The following is a 20,100-nucleotide window of genomic DNA, read 5'->3' as shown; positions in this document are numbered from 1 at the left end:
CATGGCTGGTAAAAAAGAATCTACATTTATAAATATGGTTCTAGTGTTATTCATTGTAACACTAGTTGCCTCAGCTGCATTAGGTGGACTTTACGAGTTAACCAAAGAACCTATCGCTGCTGCTAAGTTGGCTAAAAAATTAAAAGCCATTAAGGAAGTTGTTCCTGAATTTGATAATAATCCAAGTGAGGAAATGTATTCGGTTGAGATGCCTACAGGTGATCTTTTGGAATTCTATCCTGCCAAAAAAGGAGATGAATTAGTAGGTACTGCCGTAAAAACATTTACAACAAACGGATTCTCTGGATACATTTGGATTATGGTTGGTTTCAAACCCGATGGAACAATTAACAACTATTCAGTTTTGGAACACAAAGAAACACCTGGATTGGGTACCAAAATGGAGCCTTGGTTTAAAACTACAGATCCGGCTAAAGCCAAGTGTAGCATTTTGGGCAAAAATCCTGGAACAGCAAACCTAACTGTTAGCAAAGACGGTGGGGATATTGATGCAATTACTGCAGCAACAATCAGCTCCAGAGCTTTCCTAGATGCTGTTCAAACTGCATACAATGAGTACAACAAACAAATGGAAGGAGGAACCAAGTAATGACAAATAAAGACATCTTTTTAAGAGGCTTTTTTAAGGAAAATGCCGTTTTTGCATTGTTATTGGGTATGTGTCCTACATTGGGGGTTACATCATCAGCAACTAATGGTTTAGGAATGGGCTTGGCTACCACTTTCGTATTAATCATGTCGAATTTGGTTATCTCATTAGTAAGTTCATTTATTCCTGACAAAGTGAAAATTCCATCTTTCATTGTAATTATTGCATCTTTCGTAACCATGGTGGATTTATTAATGGCTGGATACGTACCTGCTTTACACGAACAATTGGGTGTATTTATTCCATTGATTGTAGTAAACTGCGTGGTACTAGGTCGTGCTGAGGCTTTTGCATCAAAGAACAAAATGGTTCCTTCTATTATCGATGGTGTTAGTATGGGATTGGGTTTTGCTATGGCATTAACCATGCTGGGTGCAATTCGTGAATTTTTTGGTTCGGGAAAAATGTTTGGAGTAACATTGTTCAACGAAACCTATGGAATGTTAGTATTCGTATTGGCACCTGGTGCTTTTATCGCATTAGGATACTTAATTGCATTTATTAACCGAGTAAGAAAAGTATAAGGAGAATCATCATGGAATTTATTGTAATTATAATATCAGCAATATTCGTAAACAACGTAGTATTGATGCAATTCCTTGGAATTTGTCCTTTCCTTGGAGTATCGAAGAAAGTATCTACAGCGGTAGGTATGACCGGAGCGGTTACTTTTGTAATGATTCTGGCAACTATCGTAACTTATTTAATACAACACTATATTCTTAATCCATACGGAATTGGATTCATGCAAACCATTTCTTTCATTTTGGTTATTGCATCCCTTGTACAATTGGTTGAGATTATTTTGAAAAAGGTAAGTCCTGCATTATATCAGGCATTAGGTGTATTCTTGCCTCTTATCACTACCAACTGTGCTATTTTAGGTGTGGCTATCATGACCATTCAGAAAGACTACAATCTGCTTGAAGCTGTGGTTTTCTCAGGAGCATCGGCAATTGGTTTTGGTTTGGCATTGGTATTATTTGCTGGATTAAGAGAACACTTAGACCTTGTTGAATTACCTAAAGGCATAAAAGGAACTCCTGCTGCACTAATTGTAGCTGGATTATTGGCAATGGCCTTTATGGGATTCTCTGGAATCGTATAAATCAAAATACAATTGATTATATTTCATAGGCAGCTCATTTTGAGCTGCCTTTTTTGTTGAATAAATTTCTCTCTACGTAAGTAATTATAGCACCTTTGTCAAAAATATTGTGTAAATCCATAAGAATAACTAACTTAGGAATGAAAGTCGCTCAAATGTGACCATAATCAACCTCTAATTACACATTAAATACAGGCGAAGCTAAATGCTTAATAGGTTAAAATTTCGTACTAGAGTGCTTGCCGGATTCGGACTTATTCTACTGTTTACGGTATCATTCTTCGTCCTCTCTATTTTCCAGGTAAAAAAACTGCGTACAGAATCGGAATTCATTTATACTCACGCCTATACAGTAAGCAATAGTATTCGAGATATCAATACGCACATTCAAATCATGGAAAGTGCAATGAAGGACATCTTACTTGCAAATACACAAGAGGAGTTCGATCAGGCAATTGACACCATTAACCTTTATCACTTAAAAGTAGAAGCTGAGTTTGATGTTGTATACAATAATTTCTTAGGCAATGGTAGAGATGTTGGCGAAGCCCATCGTGCCTTTATGGATTGGGAGGATATCAGAAACCAAATTATCGACTTAAAAGTTAGTGGCAAAGAACTTACAGCAAAGAAAATGGTTGATGGCATGGCAGCAAACCATTTGAACAAGCTTAAAGAAAAAACAAAGGTGATGACTGATTTTGCTGAAAACAAAGCGGATACCAGTTATAAAGAAGCATCGGAAATGCACAACGCCACACTGTTTTGGTTTACGATTATATCGGTAATAATTGTTCTTCTCTGTATCGCAATCACCTATGTAATTTCTGACAGCATCTCCCAACCAATTAAGAACTTTATTTACCAAGCTCAAGCCATTTACCAAGGACAAGGTCATGGTTCTGTAAAAAGGATTAGCGAGGAAAGTTTATTAAACCATTCTATCACCGAATTAACCGAAACCTATACCAAACTTCAGAATGAAATATTGGAGCGCGAGAAAGGAGAACAAACCATTCGCGAGCAATACCAGGAAATTCACGATTATTCAGAACAATTAAGATCATTTAATGAAAAGCTTGAAGAAAGGGTTAAAGAAAGAACAACTGCCCTTGCAACGAGCGAAGAAAAGTATAGAAACCTAATTAATGGTAGTACTGATATCATTTTGGTAAACGAATATTTAGGTAATGGTTCTTCTAAGTTGATCGAAGCAAATGATACAGCCTGTATATTGCTGGGGTATTCTCGTGAGGAATTGCTACAACTTTCACTTCACGATTTCATTGAAGATTTAGACAATGATTACATTGTTGATTCGATAAAACGTTTAACTCGCGAAAAGCAATTTACCAGCGAGCAAATGTTTATTTCCAAGTATGGTAAAAAAACACCTATGGAAACAGTGAATCAACTGGTAACCTTACAAGGAAAGCATGTAATTCTTTCCACTGCGCGTGATATCACCGAAAGAAAGAATGCTCAACAGGCAATTATTTCGAGCGAACGCAGATTGAAGAAGATGATTCACAAGTCACCTCTTCCTATTGTAATTACTGATGAAAATAACGACCTCGAATTCTTGAATGATAAATTTATTGAGCAGTTTGGCTATTACTTAAATGATATTCGCACTTCTGAAGAGTGGTATGCAAAGTGTTATCCTGATGAAGAATACAGAAAAACTGTTATTGAATCTTGGGCAAAAGCTACAGAAAAAGCAAAGCAGAACAATACGGATATCGAAAAGCAAGAATTCTATATAAGTACGAAAAATGGAGAGCAAAGGCATTGTGAATTTTTCATGGTTCCTTTCGATACCTCTTCCATGATCATCATTAATGATATTACTCCCATTATTAATTCGCAAAGTGAGTTGGTAAAAGCGAAGGAAAAAGCTGAAGAAAGTGATCGTTTAAAATCTGCATTCCTTGCTAACATGTCGCACGAAATCAGAACCCCAATGAATGGAATTATTGGATTTGCAGATATGCTTAGAAAACCTGGAAAAACTGACGAACAACAAAATGTATATGTGGATATCATTTACAAGAGTTCTAATCAGCTATTGAAGATTATTAATGATATTCTTGATATTTCGAAGCTGGATGCCGGACAAACCATTATTAAGGAAACCCAATGCTCTATTAATTCTATTTTAGACGATTTGCATATGCAATTCAGCAAAGAGAATATTGCTGATGATGAGATTGAATTTAGAGTTATTAAATCATTGCCAAACGAAAAAACTCTGGTTGTAGCCGAGGAAAGAAAACTGAGACAAGTTCTTGCTAACCTTCTAAACAATGCATTTAAATTCACCTCTTCAGGATCTATTGAGTTTGGTTATAAGCTTTTAAAGGACAACTTCCTGGAGTTCTATGTAAAGGATACAGGTATTGGCATTCAAAAGGAAAAGCAAGACATTATTTTTGAGCGTTTCCGTCAGGTTGAGGAATCCTTCACACGTAAATATGGTGGAACAGGTCTTGGCTTGGCCATTTCTAAAGGTTTCGTAGAATTAATGGGAGGAAAAATAAGAATGGCTACGGTTGAGGATAAAGGAACAACCTTCTTCTTTACCATTCCTTATAAGCCTTTAGATACCGATAATTTGCCAGTTAAAAAAACTCCTAAGAAAAAGGATTACAAATGGGACGATAAGCTGATTTTGGTGGTAGAGGATGACGAAACCAACTACAAGTACATCGAAGCAGCTTTAAAGCCCACAAAAGTAAAGATTCTGCATACCATATCAGGAAACAAAGCAATCGAATTAAGCTTGCGAAACCCAACCATTAACTTGGTTTTAATGGATCTGCGTTTGCCAGATATCAATGGTTTGGAAGCTACACAATCAATTAAGAAAATGCGTGATAATCTTCCAATTATAGCGCAAACGGCAAATGCTTTCAGAGAAGATAAAAACAAGAGTATTGAAGCAGGTTGCGATGACTTTATTGCAAAGCCATTTGACGAAAAGAAACTACTCGAAACCATTAACAAATACTTCAAAAAGAAAAAAAGAATCAATGTGTAATTCATTAAATTCCTGAAATACCACCCCTTCTTGGCAAGCAATTTCTATGTAATCATGTTTTAACTACTATTACAACGTCGTTTTAATTAGCATTGTAACGATGCGTTCGTCATCAACGAGACTATTCACTTATCTTTTCAATAAGAAGGAGATTTTATTAAATATATTTTTGATAGATTATTGTAATTTATTCCGAATTTCAATACAATCCTTTACACTTTGAGGGTACAACTGCATGCACTTTGAGAGTACAACTGTATACACTTTGAGGGTACAACTGCATGCACTTTGAACCTCAACAAATTTGTTTACTTAGGTTCAACCACTATGCACTCTTAGGTTAAGAGTACAGACACTCTTTGTCTCAGTAATTAACCACGCACAAAGTTTAAGGGTATACCCATAAATTCTCAATTGTATTCTTAAAATAATTCTACCCCATTTATATCTGATATACTGACCACAACTCCACAACACTGGTATGCTTTCGAAAATCATTTTCCAGACTAGTTGAATAACACAAAAATCACTACAAATAGTTAGTCATTTAAATGGCAATCTTCATTAGTTTTGCTGCCGCAATTTTAAACGATATTTACAAACACACCTTAAAAATGAACTCAAAGAACATTACAATTATTGGAGGAGGAAATTTGGGATCCTCTATTGCAAAAGGATTAGTTCAAAGCGGTTTATTAAAACCTGAACAAATTACAGTTACCAATCTTGAATTGCATTTAATTCAACACCTAAAAGATGAAATAGGTGTGAATATTACAACCAATAATCTTGAGGCAATTAACAATTCGCAAATTGTTATAGTTGCAGTAAAACCAACTGTGGCAAGAATACTTCTAAACGAGATTAAGGAACCTTTACAAAAAGGTAAACAAGTTTTAATTTCGGTTATCTCAGGAATTAAAATTCAAGATCTTGAAGATATTTTAGTAGATGTACCTGTAATTAGAGCTATGCCAAATACAGCAATCGCCATTCAGGAATCAATGACTGCATTGTCTTTTAACGAAAAGGGCTTGGAGCACAAAGATGAAGTTGTTGAAATTTTCGATCAACTTGGAGCAACCATGATTATCCCGGAATCGCAAATGCCAGCTGCAACAGTTTTGGCTTCTTGTGGTATTGCCTTTGCGTTAAGATTTATGAGAGCTGCTTCGCAAGGAGGGATTGAGATTGGTCTGTCTTCAAAGCAATCATTAGAAGTGGCAGCACAAATCATGAAAGGTGCTTCAAAATTGATTATTGAAAATGGAACTCACCCCGAACCAGAAATCGACAAGGTAACGACTCCACTTGGAGTAACCATTAAATCACTAAATAAAATGGAGCATGAAGGATTTAGTTCTTCTCTTGTTCAAGGAGTGGTTAGTGGTCACAAAAAGATCTTAGAAACAGAATCATAAAAACTCAATAATTACAGCTCATTACCTAGCATATTTTATAGAGCGCGGTAGTGAGCTGTTTCCCATTTAATAGTACTGTTCCCAAAGGCTCGTAATCAGTATCAAAATATTGGTTCTCTTTCAACTCTTTAATCAGGTTACCCGATACCAAAAGCTTTGATTGATAAGAGTTGCATAAGCATTGAATACGCGATGCTGTATTAATGGCATCACCATGATAGGCGATTTCTGATTTTAACTCCCCTACTTCTGCAACCATAACCTTACCTGAGTGCACTCCAGCTTTAAAGACTGGTATAATTCCATATTCCTTTTGATAATAGTCTCTTTTCTTATGCAGTTCTTCCATAAAATCAAAGAACACTTGCAGGCACCTGTTGTTTTTCAATCCATCCTTCAGTTTCCAGGTCAGTACCACTTCATCGCCAACAAACTGATAAATTTGAGCCTTATTTTTCTCAATGGCAGAAGAGATATCTTTAAAACAATCCTGAATCAACCTGCTGTACTTAAAGTGCCCCAATTGCTCAGCATAATAGGTTGATGATTTTAAATCCATAAACAAAAACACTCTGTCCTCTTCCTTTGGTTTATAATATCTCCCCAACAAGAACTTTAAAAGTACTCCTTTTCCTAAGCGCTTGTCTATTTCGAAAAAAATCTCGATTAAAGATCCCACAATAAAGAAATAAGCTAAAATGGAATAAAATATCTGTGAATTATAAAGATCTAATAGCTGTTGAAAACTATTTGGAAAATCTTCAAACATAAAAATATCACTTAAGTGATAGATCGAATAGATCAATAAATAGGCACTTAATACATTGACCGAAACGGAAAGTAAAATCGTTAATGAGAAACGAGAAAGAAATTTCCTAATATACTGTGATATCTTAAAAATGACTCCCCAAATAATACCGGCCAGCAAACCAGACCAAAATGAATTGTTTAAGTCAGCCATCCTTGAAATTGACATGGTATTGTTTTCATTAACCTGAAAAGTAGTTAAAAAGAAACACGCCAGAATCCAAGTAAGAATAATAGCTCCAAAATAAGTTATAGACTTATAAATATGTCGCGATAACTTATTTTCCATGATTGCAATTGATGAAAGATACCAAATCATTTATTTGTTCTTTGGTATTGATCACGTAATCGTTATTTACTTTTAAACAAAACAAGTGTGTTTTTATAATTTGCATATTGGTTTTTGAGGGATTTTTTAAACTTCTTATCGCCTCTTCATAAAGCAAATCTCTATCTTTCATATCTTCGTACTTATTAAAACAAGAGAGGATGAATTACAAGGTTGAAAGAACCACCAATCAACAACATCCCATATGTAATTCATGCCTCTCTCTTCCCACTATTTTACTCTGCTAATTCTCCTATTGCTTTTAGGAAACCCGATTCTTTTAGCTTAAAATTGATTTTTGCATCAATTAATTCGGTATGTGCCTGTTGCCAAAATGCTTGCGCATCGAGCATTTCAGTGGCATTGGCCAAACCTTCGTAAAAACTATTCCTGGTTATGGAAACATTCTCTTCGGCCTGATTCATTGATATTCGAGCCAATTTGTTTTGCTCGTATGCTTCTTGCAAGTTGAAATATGCCTGCTGCACTTCAAGGCTAACCAAATCCTTAGTTCTGTCTAATTGCAGCTCACGTTGTTTTGTCTGATATTTCTTTGCTGCAACCCTATGCTTTCTTTCATTCCAGTGAAAAATAGGAACCTTTAAACTTGCCTGAACAGATAAGTTTTGGCGTGAATCCATCAAATTTTCGATTTTACTTGTATAACCATAAGAAGCTCCTACACCCAACTGTGGCAAATAATCGGCAAGTGTACTTTTTTCTTCTTGCCTATCTATTTCCACCTGCTTTCCAAGCATCAAAATTTCTGGTCTTTGTTGCATTGCCTTCTGAATAAAATTAGTTTCGACATGTTTATTCTCAACTAAAATAATTGTGTCAGAAGCTGATATTTCGCTTTTTAAATCTCTACCAATTACCTGGCACAATGCCATTTGAGAAAGCACATGAGCATTTTTAATTCTGAACAAATCAAGTTTTGCCTGATTTAACTGCACTTGGGCCTTTAGCAATTCATTTTTTGTAGTCAATTCTAAGTCAAAAGCATTCTTCAAATCAGTTACCAACTGATTCAACATTTCAACATACTTTTCAGCCACTTTAACTCTTTCTCTTACCGACACAAGATTCCAATATGCCTTATCGGTTTCAAGAATAACATCAGAAGCTTCCAGTTTTCGATTGAATACCGATAAATCGGCTCCTAACTTGGCCATATTGTAATTGCTTCTAACTTTACCTCCTGCATATATAGGTTGACTTAAAATCAAATTTGCAGAATAGTAATCAATATTTCCCATTTCAAGATTTAAACCGGGAAAGTAAACATCACTTGTACCTGTAAAGTTTCCCAATTTTGCTTCATCCAAACTACTGGCGGTTGGCAGAAAAAATCCCGGAAAAGAAATATCATCAATATCATGTAAATAACTATAGCTTCCTTCTGCGCTAAGGTTAGGCAGGAAATGCGTATATGCAAACTTTACATTCGATTGACTTTCTGAAATTAACTCTTCTGCAATTTTTATTCTCTGGTTATATTCCAATGCCAACTTTCTACTTTCCTGAAGAGATAATTTCTCCTGCCCAATTCCTTGATATGATATCAGGGAAACAGCAAGAATAGTATATATTTTGAATTTTAATAATTTCATAAAAAGTGTATTATAAATCCATAACTTCTTTAGTATTTACACGATAGAATACCGCATACAATACTGGAACAATAATTAATGTAATAATTGATCCTATTAACAATCCGAACATAATCGCAACAGCCATTCCTCCAAACAGTTCATCTGGAATTAAAGGAATCATACCTAAAATTGTTGTGAATGATGCCATAATTACCGGACGCATTCTGGATACTGCAGAGTCGATAATTGCTACTAATACATCTTTCCCTTCACTTATATCCAAATTTATCTGATCGAGCAGAACCACTGCATTTTTAATCATCATACCCATTAGTCCAAGGGTTCCCAATACAGCCATAAATCCAAATGGCTTGCCAGTTAACCACAGACCGTAACTAACTCCGATAAATGCCAGTGGTAGAATTGTTAAAATGATAATTGGCTGACGGAAGTTGTTAAACAACATCATGATAATGATGACCATTAATAAAAATGCCAATGGTAAAAACTTCGCTATATTTTCATTCGCATCAGCACTGTTTTTATGCTCTCCCAACCATTCTAAATCATAACCTTCAGGCAGTGGTATTGCCTCAATTTTCTCTTGAACTTTATTAAAAACATCAGGGGCATTGTATCCTGGTGCCGGATCGCACTGGGCTTTTATTGCTCTACGTCGATCGTATCTTTTGATTACCGGATTTTCAAACTCAATTTCAATATCAGACACTACCTGTCGCAATGGAATACTTTGAGGTTTAGCTCCCCAAACCGGTGTATTTTCAAGAGATTCAACATACTTATCTTTTTCAACTGTTGTCTTTAAATAGATAGGTAATATATCATCTGCTTTTCTGAATACTCCAATGGCCAATCCATCGGTAGCACAAGCCAAAGCATTAGAAACATCGGAACGGTTGATTCCGGTAATTCGTGATTGTGCCTGAGAAAAACGAGGGTTCCAAACCTTAACCTGATTCTTCCAATTGTTGGTTACCTTCACCGCAATTGGTTCGTCCTTCATGATTCTCTCCGCCTTTTCTGACAATTCTCGTAGGACTTTTGGATCTGGTCCTGAAAATTTAGCCTCTATCATCGACTCTGTTGAAATAGGAGAATAATATCTTACCCTAGCTCTCGCCCATGAATAATTCTCATCTAAAAACTCCTGTAAATCAGCACCAAATCGAACTGTGGTTTCATAATCCTTAGTATCGATTATCAACTCCCCATAATTTGCATGACTATTATTGAACGGTCGAACCAAAGTGTAACGAGCAGGTGTTGAACCCAAACTGGTAGTAACATTAAGAACATCCTCCTGCTTTAACAAGTAAGTTTCCAGATCATTTAGATCACTCTCTACTGTTTCAATATCCGAACCTTCGGGCAACCAATATTCAACGATAAATTGATTGTATTCAAGATTAGGCATAAACAATTGCTTCACATACTTAAATACAAACACAGCCGAAAAGAACATCAAGACTGTAACAGCCAAAATCATCGTTTTGTGTCGAAGAGAATATTTTACAAAGTGACGAAACTTCTGATAAAATTTCCCGTCATAAGGATCCGTTTGTGCTTCTTCACCTTCTTGCTTCTCATATTTTTTGCCTCTTAAAAAAAGATCACAAAAATATGGGGTTTGTGTTAATGCTAAAATCCAACTTAGAAATAATGAGATGCCAACTACCTGAAACAAACTTGCACAAAACTCACCTGTACTATCTGGTGAAAGGTAAATAGGCAAAAATGCAAGAATCGCAACAACCGTAGCTCCTAACAAAGGCATTGCCGTCTGTTTGGATGTTCTGCTCATAGCCTCATCTCGTTTCAAGCCTTTTTTCAAGTCCACCAAAATTCCATCGGCAATTACAATTGCATTATCCACCAGCATACCCATAGCAATGATTATGGCTGCCAGACTTACACGTTGTAGTGTAATGTCGACGCTTAACATGATAATGAATGTTCCTAAAATGGTAAATATCAAACCACTTCCTATTAAAAGTCCGGTTCGAAATCCCATTGCCAATAACAAAACAAATACTACAATTAAAACTGATTCAATCAGATTTATCATGAATTGCTCAATGGCTACACTTACTCGCTCTGGCTGATAAAAAACACGATTGATGTTGATACCAACAGGAACGTTCGATTTTAATTCATCAATTCGTTGCTGAACTCTTTCACCTAATTCAATCACATTGCCACCTTTTTCCATGGCAATGGTAAGTCCGATTGCAGGAACTTGATTGTACTTCATTTTTCTTGTAAATGGTCGCACATAATCTTCTTTTACCTGGGCAATATCTTTTAAGAAAATTGGATTTTTATCGTTTGCCGAAATCAAAATATTCTTTAAATCATCCAATTCATGAAAGCTTCCATCTGATGCAATTCGAATTCTATCTCCACCAACTTTCAAGCTACCCGGATTTACCATACCATTCTGCTGATTCAAGATTTGAATAACATTAGCAGGATGTATTCCCAGGTATGCCATTTTCTCTTGTGAAAGCTCAATATTAATGCAGGTTTCCTGTTCCCCAAAAAGATTAATTCTTTTTACACCTTCAACCAAGAGCAATTCTCTTTTCATGTATCTGGCATAATCTTGCAACTCTTCTCCCGAATAACCATCACCACTTAATGCAAGGAATATCCCATATACATCACCAAAATCATCTACAACCATTGGCTTTGAAGCTCCCTGTGGTAAAGCAGGTGTGATATCATTAACCTTTCTTCTAAGTACATCCCACAATTGTGGTAACTCCTTACTTTTAACCGATTTTTTAATATTCACTGTAATTTCGGAATATCCTGCCATAGATCGTGATTCGATATCATCGATATTATCCATTGCCTGTATAGCGGTTTCCAAAACATCAGTTACTCGAAGTTCGACCTCATGCGGCGATGCACCCGGGTACTTAGTGATTACCAATGCAGATTTTACACTAATTTCAGCATCTTCAAGTTTTCCCATCTTAAAAAATGAAAAAACCCCACCTATAGTCAAAGCGATTAGTACAAACAGCAATACTTTTCGCTGATTTAATACTGCTTCTGTAAAATTCATAATTGACCTCCTACATTGGTATTAGACTTCCTTACCAATATTTTCACTTTTTGACCTTCGCGTAAAGAATGAACTCCTGCTGCAACAATCATTTCGCCATTGGAAATTCCCCTGCTTAAATTCACCATTCCATTAGAATCAAAACCTAACATTTTAACTTCTCTTTGCTGTACACATTTTTTTGTGTTATCAAAAATCCAAACGTAAGATTTGCCTTTATCACTAAATACTGATTCTACCGGAACTTTATAGTTTTCTTCTCCGTCAGCTTTCATAAAAACTGTCACACTAGCCACCATTCCCGGAACAACTTGCTTTTTATTAACATCAAGTTTTAATCTCATTTTAAAGAAGTTATCACCATTAGGCTTTCTTTCAATGTCAATTAAACTCAAATCAAAATCAGTATTCTTAAAGTTTTCAAACTTACATGTGAAGGAATCAAATGAGTTACGCATCAAGAAATCATTCTCACTCAAGGCAACTGTAATTTCCAGATTATTTAAATCTAAAATTGAAACAATAGGCTGTCCTGCTCCTATTTTCTCAAAGTTTTCCACAAACATTCCTTGTATGTAACCTGTAAAAGGGGCATAAATTTTAGTATCTCTTAAAGCATTTTCTGCTGCCTCTTTTTGTGCTTTAGCTAACTTATAAGCTGCTTGCATCTGGTCATAAACACTTTTCGAAGTGCTCTTTTTTTCATACAAAGCAGCATAACGTTCTGCTTGTAGCTTAGCATTTTCATAATTTGCATTGGCAGATTCCAGCTTTACCATGAAATCTCTCTTATCAAGTTCTGCAATAACTTCTCCTTTTTTAACAAATTGGCCTTGATCAACATTCAATTTAACCAAAGGTCCCGGTACCTGAAAAGCCAATCGTACTTCTCTGGATTCCTTCACAAAACCCGTAAAAACTTTCTTATTCTGCTCATCTCCGTTTGCATTCACCTTGTAAATCTTCACAGGCTGAATAAGCTCTTTCTTACTCTCTTTTTTGTCTTTACACGAAAAAAGACCTGCCGAAATAACAAACAGCAGAATTAAGACATTAGAAATTTTTATTACTTTCATTTTTACCACCTTTTGAACTCACATTGTTCATAGAGTTCATTTTTATACAAAAAATATATGGAGCATTTTTACTCCAACATCATTCAAATTACTTTTTTGAACTTTTAAAGTTCACTTAGTTCATTTTTATCACAAAAATAAGAAGCATAAAACAATACTCCTTAAACTATAAATTAAATTTATCTAAATTTCGATACCCATGCCTCTTAAAACACATGTAAATGATGCTCGAAGCCTTGCAATTGTCTCTTCTTCCGAATAATTTTCTACCACATAAAACTCATTTAAATGTTGCAATGCATCAATACAATAATCAACATTAATATCTTGCCTTATTAGCCCTTCGCTCTGCCATTGTTTATAACGTTGAATCACAAACTCTGTCTCCACTTTAAATTCCTGATCCACCTCTTTTTCAATCAAAGGATATTCTCTATAAATCTGTTGAACTAAAATCTTCTGCGCCTGAATTGCATAATCAAAATAATTATCAAGAAATTCTTGGGTAGCCTTTGATGGATCATCAATTAATCTAAAAGGCTCAAGCATTTTAATAAAATTCACTTCGAATATTCGAAAGGCAATTTGCCTGATTAAATCCTCCTTAGTTCCAATGATTTTGTATAGTGTAGCTTTTGCCAAACCAGACTCCCTAGCCAGTTCAACCATATTTAAACCACGAAGTCCAAACTTCATTATCATCTCATAGGCAACATTTGTCACTCTCTCCTTAATTTCTATCTTATCTGTTTTTGCCATAATTGAACTCTTTTGGTATTCCCAGTACAAATATAGGTGTTATTTTGATTTTCAAATTTATTTTTAGATTTTTTAACACTATTTATGAGTTAAATTGAATCTTAAATATTGTGGGACTTCCTTGCTGAGAAGTAAAGGTTAATGATCCTTTATGTAATTTCATTAATTGACGTGATAAACTTAAACCAACACCCGATCCATTCTCCTTGGTTGTAAAAAATGGCGTGAAAATTTCTTCTCTATTTTCTTCAGATATACCACATCCATTATCTTCTATATCTATACTTGGCTCTTTTGATTCACTTACCCGAATCTCAATTTGTTTGTTGTCACAAGCTCTTAATGCATGAATTGAGTTGTTGATGAGATTTAATAATATTTGATCGAGCATTGCAGGATCTGCATTAACTTCAACACCATTCTTTGGATGAACCAAATTTACTTGAATGTTCTCCAATTGTAAATTCTCCTTCAACAGTTTGAGTATTTGATTTACACGATCAACTAAATTAACCTGTTTAAATTTAGGTGATGGAAGAAGAGTTAAATCCCGAAAACGACTCACAAAATCAACCATACCAATAGTTCTCTCCTCTATTATTTCGAGCCCCGTTACAACATCTTCACTTTCTTCTTGGTTAATTTGTCCGCCCTCTTGTTTTCTATTTCTAAAAATCTCGGATATGGTTCCAATTGATGAATTTATTGGACTCAACGAATTCATAATTTCGTGTGTAAGAACTCTTATCAGCTTCTGCCATGCATCCAATTCTTTTTCATCAAGTTCCTGCTGAATATTCTGAAAGGAAACCAGTTTTATCTCTTGTCTACTCAACTTTAATTTGCTTGCTTTTATAGCAAGTTGAACCAATTCATTATTTCTATGAAGAGAAATTAGCCTTTTTTGCGCAGGTTCAATTTCATGAATCACATCGCTTAATCCTTCTTGAATCCTATCCAAATCTTCAAGTCTGTACAAATGAATTCTATTGAAAATATCTTGTGCAGCCTTATTAAAAAGCAATACTTTTCCATTGGAATCGATAGAAATTAATCCTATGGCAACATGTTCTACCAAAACCTTAAAATACTGATCTTGATTTTGATTCTTAATTTTTATCCCAAGTATATCCTTATTGATTAGATCAAATTGTTTGTATAAGTTCTGATATTCCTTTGTTCGATTCGAGCTAAACTTCACACTTGTATCGCTATTTCGAACCGTACTAAAAAAATGTTCCAAGTCGCGATTAACTTTATTCAAGCGCCGAATAAATAATACAACCTGCACAATTAGTAATGCTAGCAAATTAATCAACAATACAATATCACGATATTCATACCAGACAAATGCCAACACTAAACTACTTACCAATATCCCTAATACTCTTACAATTACAACAATATAAAGTCGACGATAAATCATTTGGCTAGTGTAAAATGTTATACTTCTCAATTTTGCGATATAGGGTTTGGCGACCAACATTTAACTCCTTCGCTACTTGACTAATATTACCACGATTTCTTTTTAATGAATTCTCGATAATAACTCGTTCTCCCTCTTCCAAACTCATCGGTTTTGAACCAAAACTAACATGGGAATCCTTTTGTTCCAAATGAAAATCTTTAGATTGTAAAACTTCAGAATCAGTTAAAATAATGGCTCGTTCCATACAATGACGCAATTCTCGTATATTCCCAGGCCATGAGTAGCTAACAAGCTTTTCCTTAGCCTCCGGGTGAATTACAGGTAACTTTTTCCCATACTTTTGCGCAAATTGCTTCAAAAAATACTCTCCAATTATCAATACATCATTGTCCCTTTCACGCAAAGGCGGTAACTCAATAGTGATGGTATTGATTCTATATAACAAATCTTCTCTAAAACGATCTGTCGATATCAATTTCTGAATATTTGCGTTTGTAGCACATATTAGTCTTACATCTATTTCATCTTGTTGATTTGAACCAATTGGTGTAACCACTCTATTCTGCAAAATCGATAAAAGCTTGGCTTGCATTGGCATGGATAAATTTCCAATTTCATCCAGGAAAATTGTTCCCTTATTGGCTGCCTGAAACCTTCCAATCCTATCCTCTTTCGCATCGGTAAACGATCCTTTAACATGTCCAAACAATTCACTTTCAAATAAATTATCGCTTAAAGCGCCTAAATCAACACCCAAGAAGATATTCTTTTTTCTGCTTGACAATTGGTGAATTTCTCTGGCGATTAACTCTTTTCCAGTTCCATTTTCACCAAGTATTAAAATATTTGCATCTGTAGCAGCAACTTTTTTAACCGTACTTAAAACCTCCTTAATGGCATCCGATTCTCCAATAATATTTACAAACTGTTGATTCAAATCTTTTTGCAGATAGTTTTTTTGTTGCTCTAATTTTTCTACTTGCACTCTAGTTCTGTGTAACTCAACACCACTTTGAAGTGTTGCCAACAATTTTTTATTATCCCAAGGTTTTAAGATAAAATCTGTTGCTCCTTCTTTCATGGCATTAACTGCTAAATTAACATCGCCATATGCTGTAAATAAGATTACTACCAATGAAGTATCGAGCTTTAAGATTTCACGCAGCCAGTACAATCCTTCATTCCCAGAATTCACTCCGGCAGAAAAATTCATATCCAACAACACTACATCATACTTGTCTTTTGTAACCAAACCTGGTATCTGGTTGGGATTAGAACAAGTATCCAACAATTCAAAATGATGCTTTAAAAAGAGTTTTAATGAGCTTAATACACTTTTATTGTCATCAACTATTAACAGTTTACCATATTTCTTCATTAGGAATAATTATAATATTCGTATCATTCATGACGCATAAAAATAATACAAAACATTATATTCAGATAAAGCATTGTTCCATTTTGGTACAACAAATGGATGATTTTGAAACAGTTTAAATTCAACTCAAACACCATAAAGCATCTTACACTCTCTTTTTCTTTAAGTTACGATTTTTGGCACAAGTATAGCGTTAAGAACATCGAACTTAATAAAAAAAGACAATCATGATACAAACATCCAATTTAAGTAAAGTTTTCAGAACTGAAGAAGTAGAAACTTTAGCTTTATCAAATATTAATCTACACATAAAGAAAGGCGAATTTGTTGCCATTATGGGACCTTCGGGTTGTGGAAAATCAACCTTACTAAACATTATTGGTTTGCTCGATAATCCTTCAACAGGCAATTTTAGATTTCTAGAAAATGAAGTTGCACATTATACTGAAAAACAAAGAACTCAATTGAGAAAATCAAATATAGGTTTTGTTTTCCAAAGTTTTAATTTGATTGATGAACTTAGTGTTTATGAAAATGTTGAATTGCCTTTGGTATATCAAAAAGTACCAGTATCGGAACGAAAAAGAAAAGTTGCAGAAGTACTAAAGCGGGTACAACTTGATCATAGGAGTAAACATTTTCCACAACAATTATCGGGTGGACAACAACAAAGAGTGGCAATTGCAAGAGCGGTAGTTTCGAATCCAAATCTAATTTTAGCCGATGAGCCAACCGGAAATCTTGATTCAGCAAATGGTAGAGAAGTAATGGACTTGCTTTCTGAATTAAATCAGGAAGGCACCACAATTGTAATGGTTACTCACTCGAGTAGCGATGCTGAAAGAGCAAGCAGAACCGTTCAACTATTCGACGGCCATATTGTTAGCGAAAATCACAAACAACAAGTTAATAAAGCAGTTCAAACTGAAATCCTTTAAACCAATCAAGCATGATTATTAACAATCTTAAAATTGCATATCGAAATTTGATCCGAAATAAAGGATACAGTTTTATCAACATCGTAGGTTTGGCTATTGGTATGGCATGTACCATATTGCTATTGCTTTGGGTAGATCATGAAATGAATTACGACACATTCCATAATGATGCTGAACGCGTGTACCAGGTAGGAAACTATCAGACCTGGAATGGAAAACGAAATGCAATGCCAAATTTACCAACCCCATTAATTGATGCCCTAAAAGAAAAATACCCAGAAATAAAATATGCAACACATTTTAATGCTTGGGGCGAAAATTTACTTCTTGAATACAATGGTAAAAAGCAATATGAAAGCATTAAAGGTGCTGATCCCGATTTTTTCAAAATTTTCAATTTTCCTGTACTACAAGGAAATATGGAAACCTGTTTGAATGATATTAATTCTTTGGTTCTAACTGAAAAATCAGCAAAACGAATATTTGGGAATGAAAACCCAATTGGTAAAACAGTAAACATTGACAATAGACAACCGCTTACAGTTACTGCAGTTGTTAAGGATATCCCTAGTAATTCATCAATAAAGTTTGAGTTGTTAATGCCATTTGAATTGATGAGAAAGGCAAATCCTTGGTCTGAAAATTGGGGTTCGCACAATTATTTTGGATATGCAAAAATTGCTGAAGGAACGGATATTGGCGCACTAAACGAAAAATTAGATCAATTTTATATCGATCATGTTGATAAGGAAAGTGAAAAATATGCCTTCTTATTTCCATTGCTTAAAAGACACCTGTACTATCTTGATGGTTCTCCAACCAAAATTACCCAGGTTAAGATGTTTTTTATGATTGCCATTTTTATCCTGATTATTGCTTGTTTCAATTTTATGAATCTTTCTACTGCGCGTGCAGCTAAAAGAGCCAAAGAAATTGGTCTAAAGAAAGCAATTGGAGCTACTTATCCACAATTGATCAAGCAGTTTATTGGGGAATCATTACTAATTACAATCATATCGGCAAATTTCGCAATCATTCTGGCACACCTTTTCTTACCACAATTCAATTCTTTAATGAACAGACACCTTATTCTTGATTATTCATCAGTGGAATTTTGGTTGATTATTGTAGGAGTTACCTTGGTAACAGGACTAGTAGCTGGAGCTTATCCTGCTTTTTATTTATCCTCCTTTAATCCAATTATGGTATTAAAAGGTACATTCTCAGGAGGAAAAGGAAGCAATCGCTTTAGAAGAATTTTGGTTGTAATGCAGTTTTTATTAGCCTCTTCCTTACTTATTTGCACATTAACGATTGTATTACAAACCAATTACCTTGCCAATATGGATATTGGCTTGAATAAGGACAATGTCATCTCGGTTAATATTAATCAACAGATGCAAAAAAAGATAGAGACAATAAAAAGTGAATTAATGAGAAATACATTTGTCGAGAATGTATCCTACAGCTCACATATTCCATACTCTGTTTTTTCAAATGGATGGGGTGAAGATTGGGAAGGTAAAGATCCTGAATTCAAACCTTTGATAACTTATCCTTATGTAGATGCAGAATTCTTTGATGTTTTCAAAGTAAAATTTCACTCAGGAAGACCATTTAATGTTGATAATCCTGCTGCAGATTCGAGTTGTGTAATCATCAATGAGAAATTTGCCAAAATGATTTCGGATGAATCAGTAATTGATAAAATGATTCACACAGGGAATAACGAAGATTTAAGAATTATTGGTGTTGTTAAGGATTACCATTGTACGCCAAACACTCGCAAGTTACAACCTTTTTTACTTCGTTTATGCGACGATCCAAGATTCTTATTTGTTCGTTACGTTGAAGGAAATGCAACAAAAGCAGTTCAGGAAATTCAGAAAATCTGCAGTAAATACAATCCAGAATTTCCATTGATTTACAATTTCCTTGATGACCATTACGACAATTTGTATGAAGGTCAAAGAGCCACAATTAGCACTTTATTGTACGCATCGATATTGGCAATCATTGTTTCCTGTCTTGGATTATTTGGTTTGGCTTCATTTAATGCGGAGGAACGAACTAAAGAAATTGGTGTTCGTAAGGTTCTGGGTGCTTCAATAAAGCAACTGATTCTTATTTTTAGTAAAGATTTTAGCAAATGGATTCTAATTGCCTCGATAATTTCCTGGCCAATAACTTATTTTGCTATGGAAGAGTGGTTCCACAATTATCCTTTTAGAATTGATTTCCCATTCTGGTTGTTTATTGCCGTGTTTATACTGCTGCTATTCATATCAACCATAACCGTAGCATATCAATCCTGGAAATCTGCAACAAAGAATCCTGTTGTAAGTTTAAAATACGAGTAATTTAACCCAATACCTTTACAAACACACCAAACCGTTTTGATTTTAATAATCAGAACGGTTTTTTCTGTGCTAAAATGAAAAAATATAGATTACAAGCTTG

General features: G+C 34.8%; 14 protein-coding genes. 7 read left to right on the top strand and 7 right to left on the bottom strand.

The window, feature by feature from the left end; genetic code table 11:
• Position 1: 1 nt before the first annotated feature.
• The 5 genes from M0051_RS03360 to proC all read left to right on the top strand — a co-directional run bounded on the left by M0051_RS03360 (position 2) and on the right by proC (position 6,239).
• Complete coding sequence (locus M0051_RS03360) at positions 2-610, top strand: RnfABCDGE type electron transport complex subunit G (protein ID WP_306740124.1); 609 nt, start codon at positions 2-4, stop codon at positions 608-610.
• On the top strand, positions 610-1,194 hold the full coding sequence (gene rsxE / locus M0051_RS03355; protein ID WP_306740123.1) for an electron transport complex subunit RsxE: 585 nt from the start codon (positions 610-612) through the stop codon (positions 1,192-1,194). Before M0051_RS03360 ends, rsxE begins: the two co-directional genes overlap by 1 nt.
• A gap of 11 nt (positions 1,195-1,205) precedes the next feature.
• Complete coding sequence (gene rsxA / locus M0051_RS03350) at positions 1,206-1,778, top strand: electron transport complex subunit RsxA (protein ID WP_054714787.1); 573 nt, start codon at positions 1,206-1,208, stop codon at positions 1,776-1,778.
• 205 nt (positions 1,779-1,983) lie between these two features.
• Entirely contained in the window at positions 1,984-4,818 is a 2,835-nt protein-coding gene (locus M0051_RS03345; RefSeq protein ID WP_306740121.1) for an ATP-binding protein, read from the top strand.
• A 551-nt stretch (positions 4,819-5,369) separates the two neighbouring features.
• Positions 5,370-6,239 (top strand): pyrroline-5-carboxylate reductase, encoded by an 870-nt coding sequence (proC, locus tag M0051_RS03340; RefSeq protein WP_306740120.1) that lies wholly within the window; start codon positions 5,370-5,372, stop codon positions 6,237-6,239.
• Between the two features lie 25 nt (positions 6,240-6,264).
• Here proC and M0051_RS03335 read toward each other — a convergent pair whose 3' ends face one another.
• The 7 genes from M0051_RS03335 to M0051_RS03305 form a co-directional block, all read right to left on the bottom strand.
• Positions 6,265-7,365 carry an adenylate/guanylate cyclase domain-containing protein gene (locus M0051_RS03335; RefSeq protein ID WP_306740119.1) on the bottom strand — a complete coding sequence of 367 codons (1,101 nt, stop codon included), beginning with the start codon at positions 7,363-7,365 and terminating at the stop codon, positions 6,265-6,267.
• Between the two features lie 245 nt (positions 7,366-7,610).
• On the bottom strand, positions 7,611-8,987 hold the full coding sequence (locus M0051_RS03330; RefSeq protein WP_282014468.1) for a TolC family protein: 1,377 nt from the start codon (positions 8,985-8,987) through the stop codon (positions 7,611-7,613).
• A 10-nt stretch (positions 8,988-8,997) separates the two neighbouring features.
• Positions 8,998-12,060, bottom strand: a complete 3,063-nt coding sequence (locus tag M0051_RS03325) for an efflux RND transporter permease subunit (RefSeq protein ID WP_306740118.1) — start codon at positions 12,058-12,060, stop codon at positions 8,998-9,000.
• Positions 12,057-13,136, bottom strand: coding sequence for an efflux RND transporter periplasmic adaptor subunit (locus tag M0051_RS03320; protein ID WP_170150579.1), 1,080 nt, complete (start codon positions 13,134-13,136; stop codon positions 12,057-12,059). The genes M0051_RS03325 and M0051_RS03320 overlap by 4 nt, the downstream gene beginning before the upstream one ends.
• Before the next feature lie 183 nt (positions 13,137-13,319).
• Positions 13,320-13,895: a TetR/AcrR family transcriptional regulator gene (locus M0051_RS03315; RefSeq protein WP_268189725.1), complete on the bottom strand. Its 576-nt coding sequence runs from the start codon at positions 13,893-13,895 to the stop codon at positions 13,320-13,322.
• 82 nt (positions 13,896-13,977) lie between these two features.
• Complete coding sequence (locus M0051_RS03310; protein WP_306740117.1) at positions 13,978-15,321, bottom strand: PAS domain-containing sensor histidine kinase; 1,344 nt, start codon at positions 15,319-15,321, stop codon at positions 13,978-13,980.
• A 4-nt stretch (positions 15,322-15,325) separates the two neighbouring features.
• Positions 15,326-16,702 (bottom strand): sigma-54 dependent transcriptional regulator, encoded by a 1,377-nt coding sequence (locus tag M0051_RS03305; protein WP_306740115.1) that lies wholly within the window; start codon positions 16,700-16,702, stop codon positions 15,326-15,328.
• A gap of 227 nt (positions 16,703-16,929) precedes the next feature.
• On the opposite strand from M0051_RS03305, the gene M0051_RS03300 reads away from it, so the two are divergent.
• Positions 16,930-17,640, top strand: a complete 711-nt coding sequence (locus M0051_RS03300) for an ABC transporter ATP-binding protein (RefSeq protein ID WP_306740114.1) — start codon at positions 16,930-16,932, stop codon at positions 17,638-17,640.
• Between the two features lie 11 nt (positions 17,641-17,651).
• Entirely contained in the window at positions 17,652-20,000 is a 2,349-nt protein-coding gene (locus M0051_RS03295; protein WP_306740113.1) for an ABC transporter permease, read from the top strand.
• Positions 20,001-20,100 lie beyond the last annotated feature (100 nt).

The sequence above is a fragment of the Marinifilum sp. D714 genome, assembly GCF_030851345.1.
In the GTDB taxonomy this organism is placed as follows: Bacteria; Bacteroidota; Bacteroidia; order Bacteroidales; family Marinifilaceae; genus Marinifilum.
Note: the sequence above shows the minus strand (reverse complement) of the source record. Positions and strands in the feature narration are given on the sequence as shown.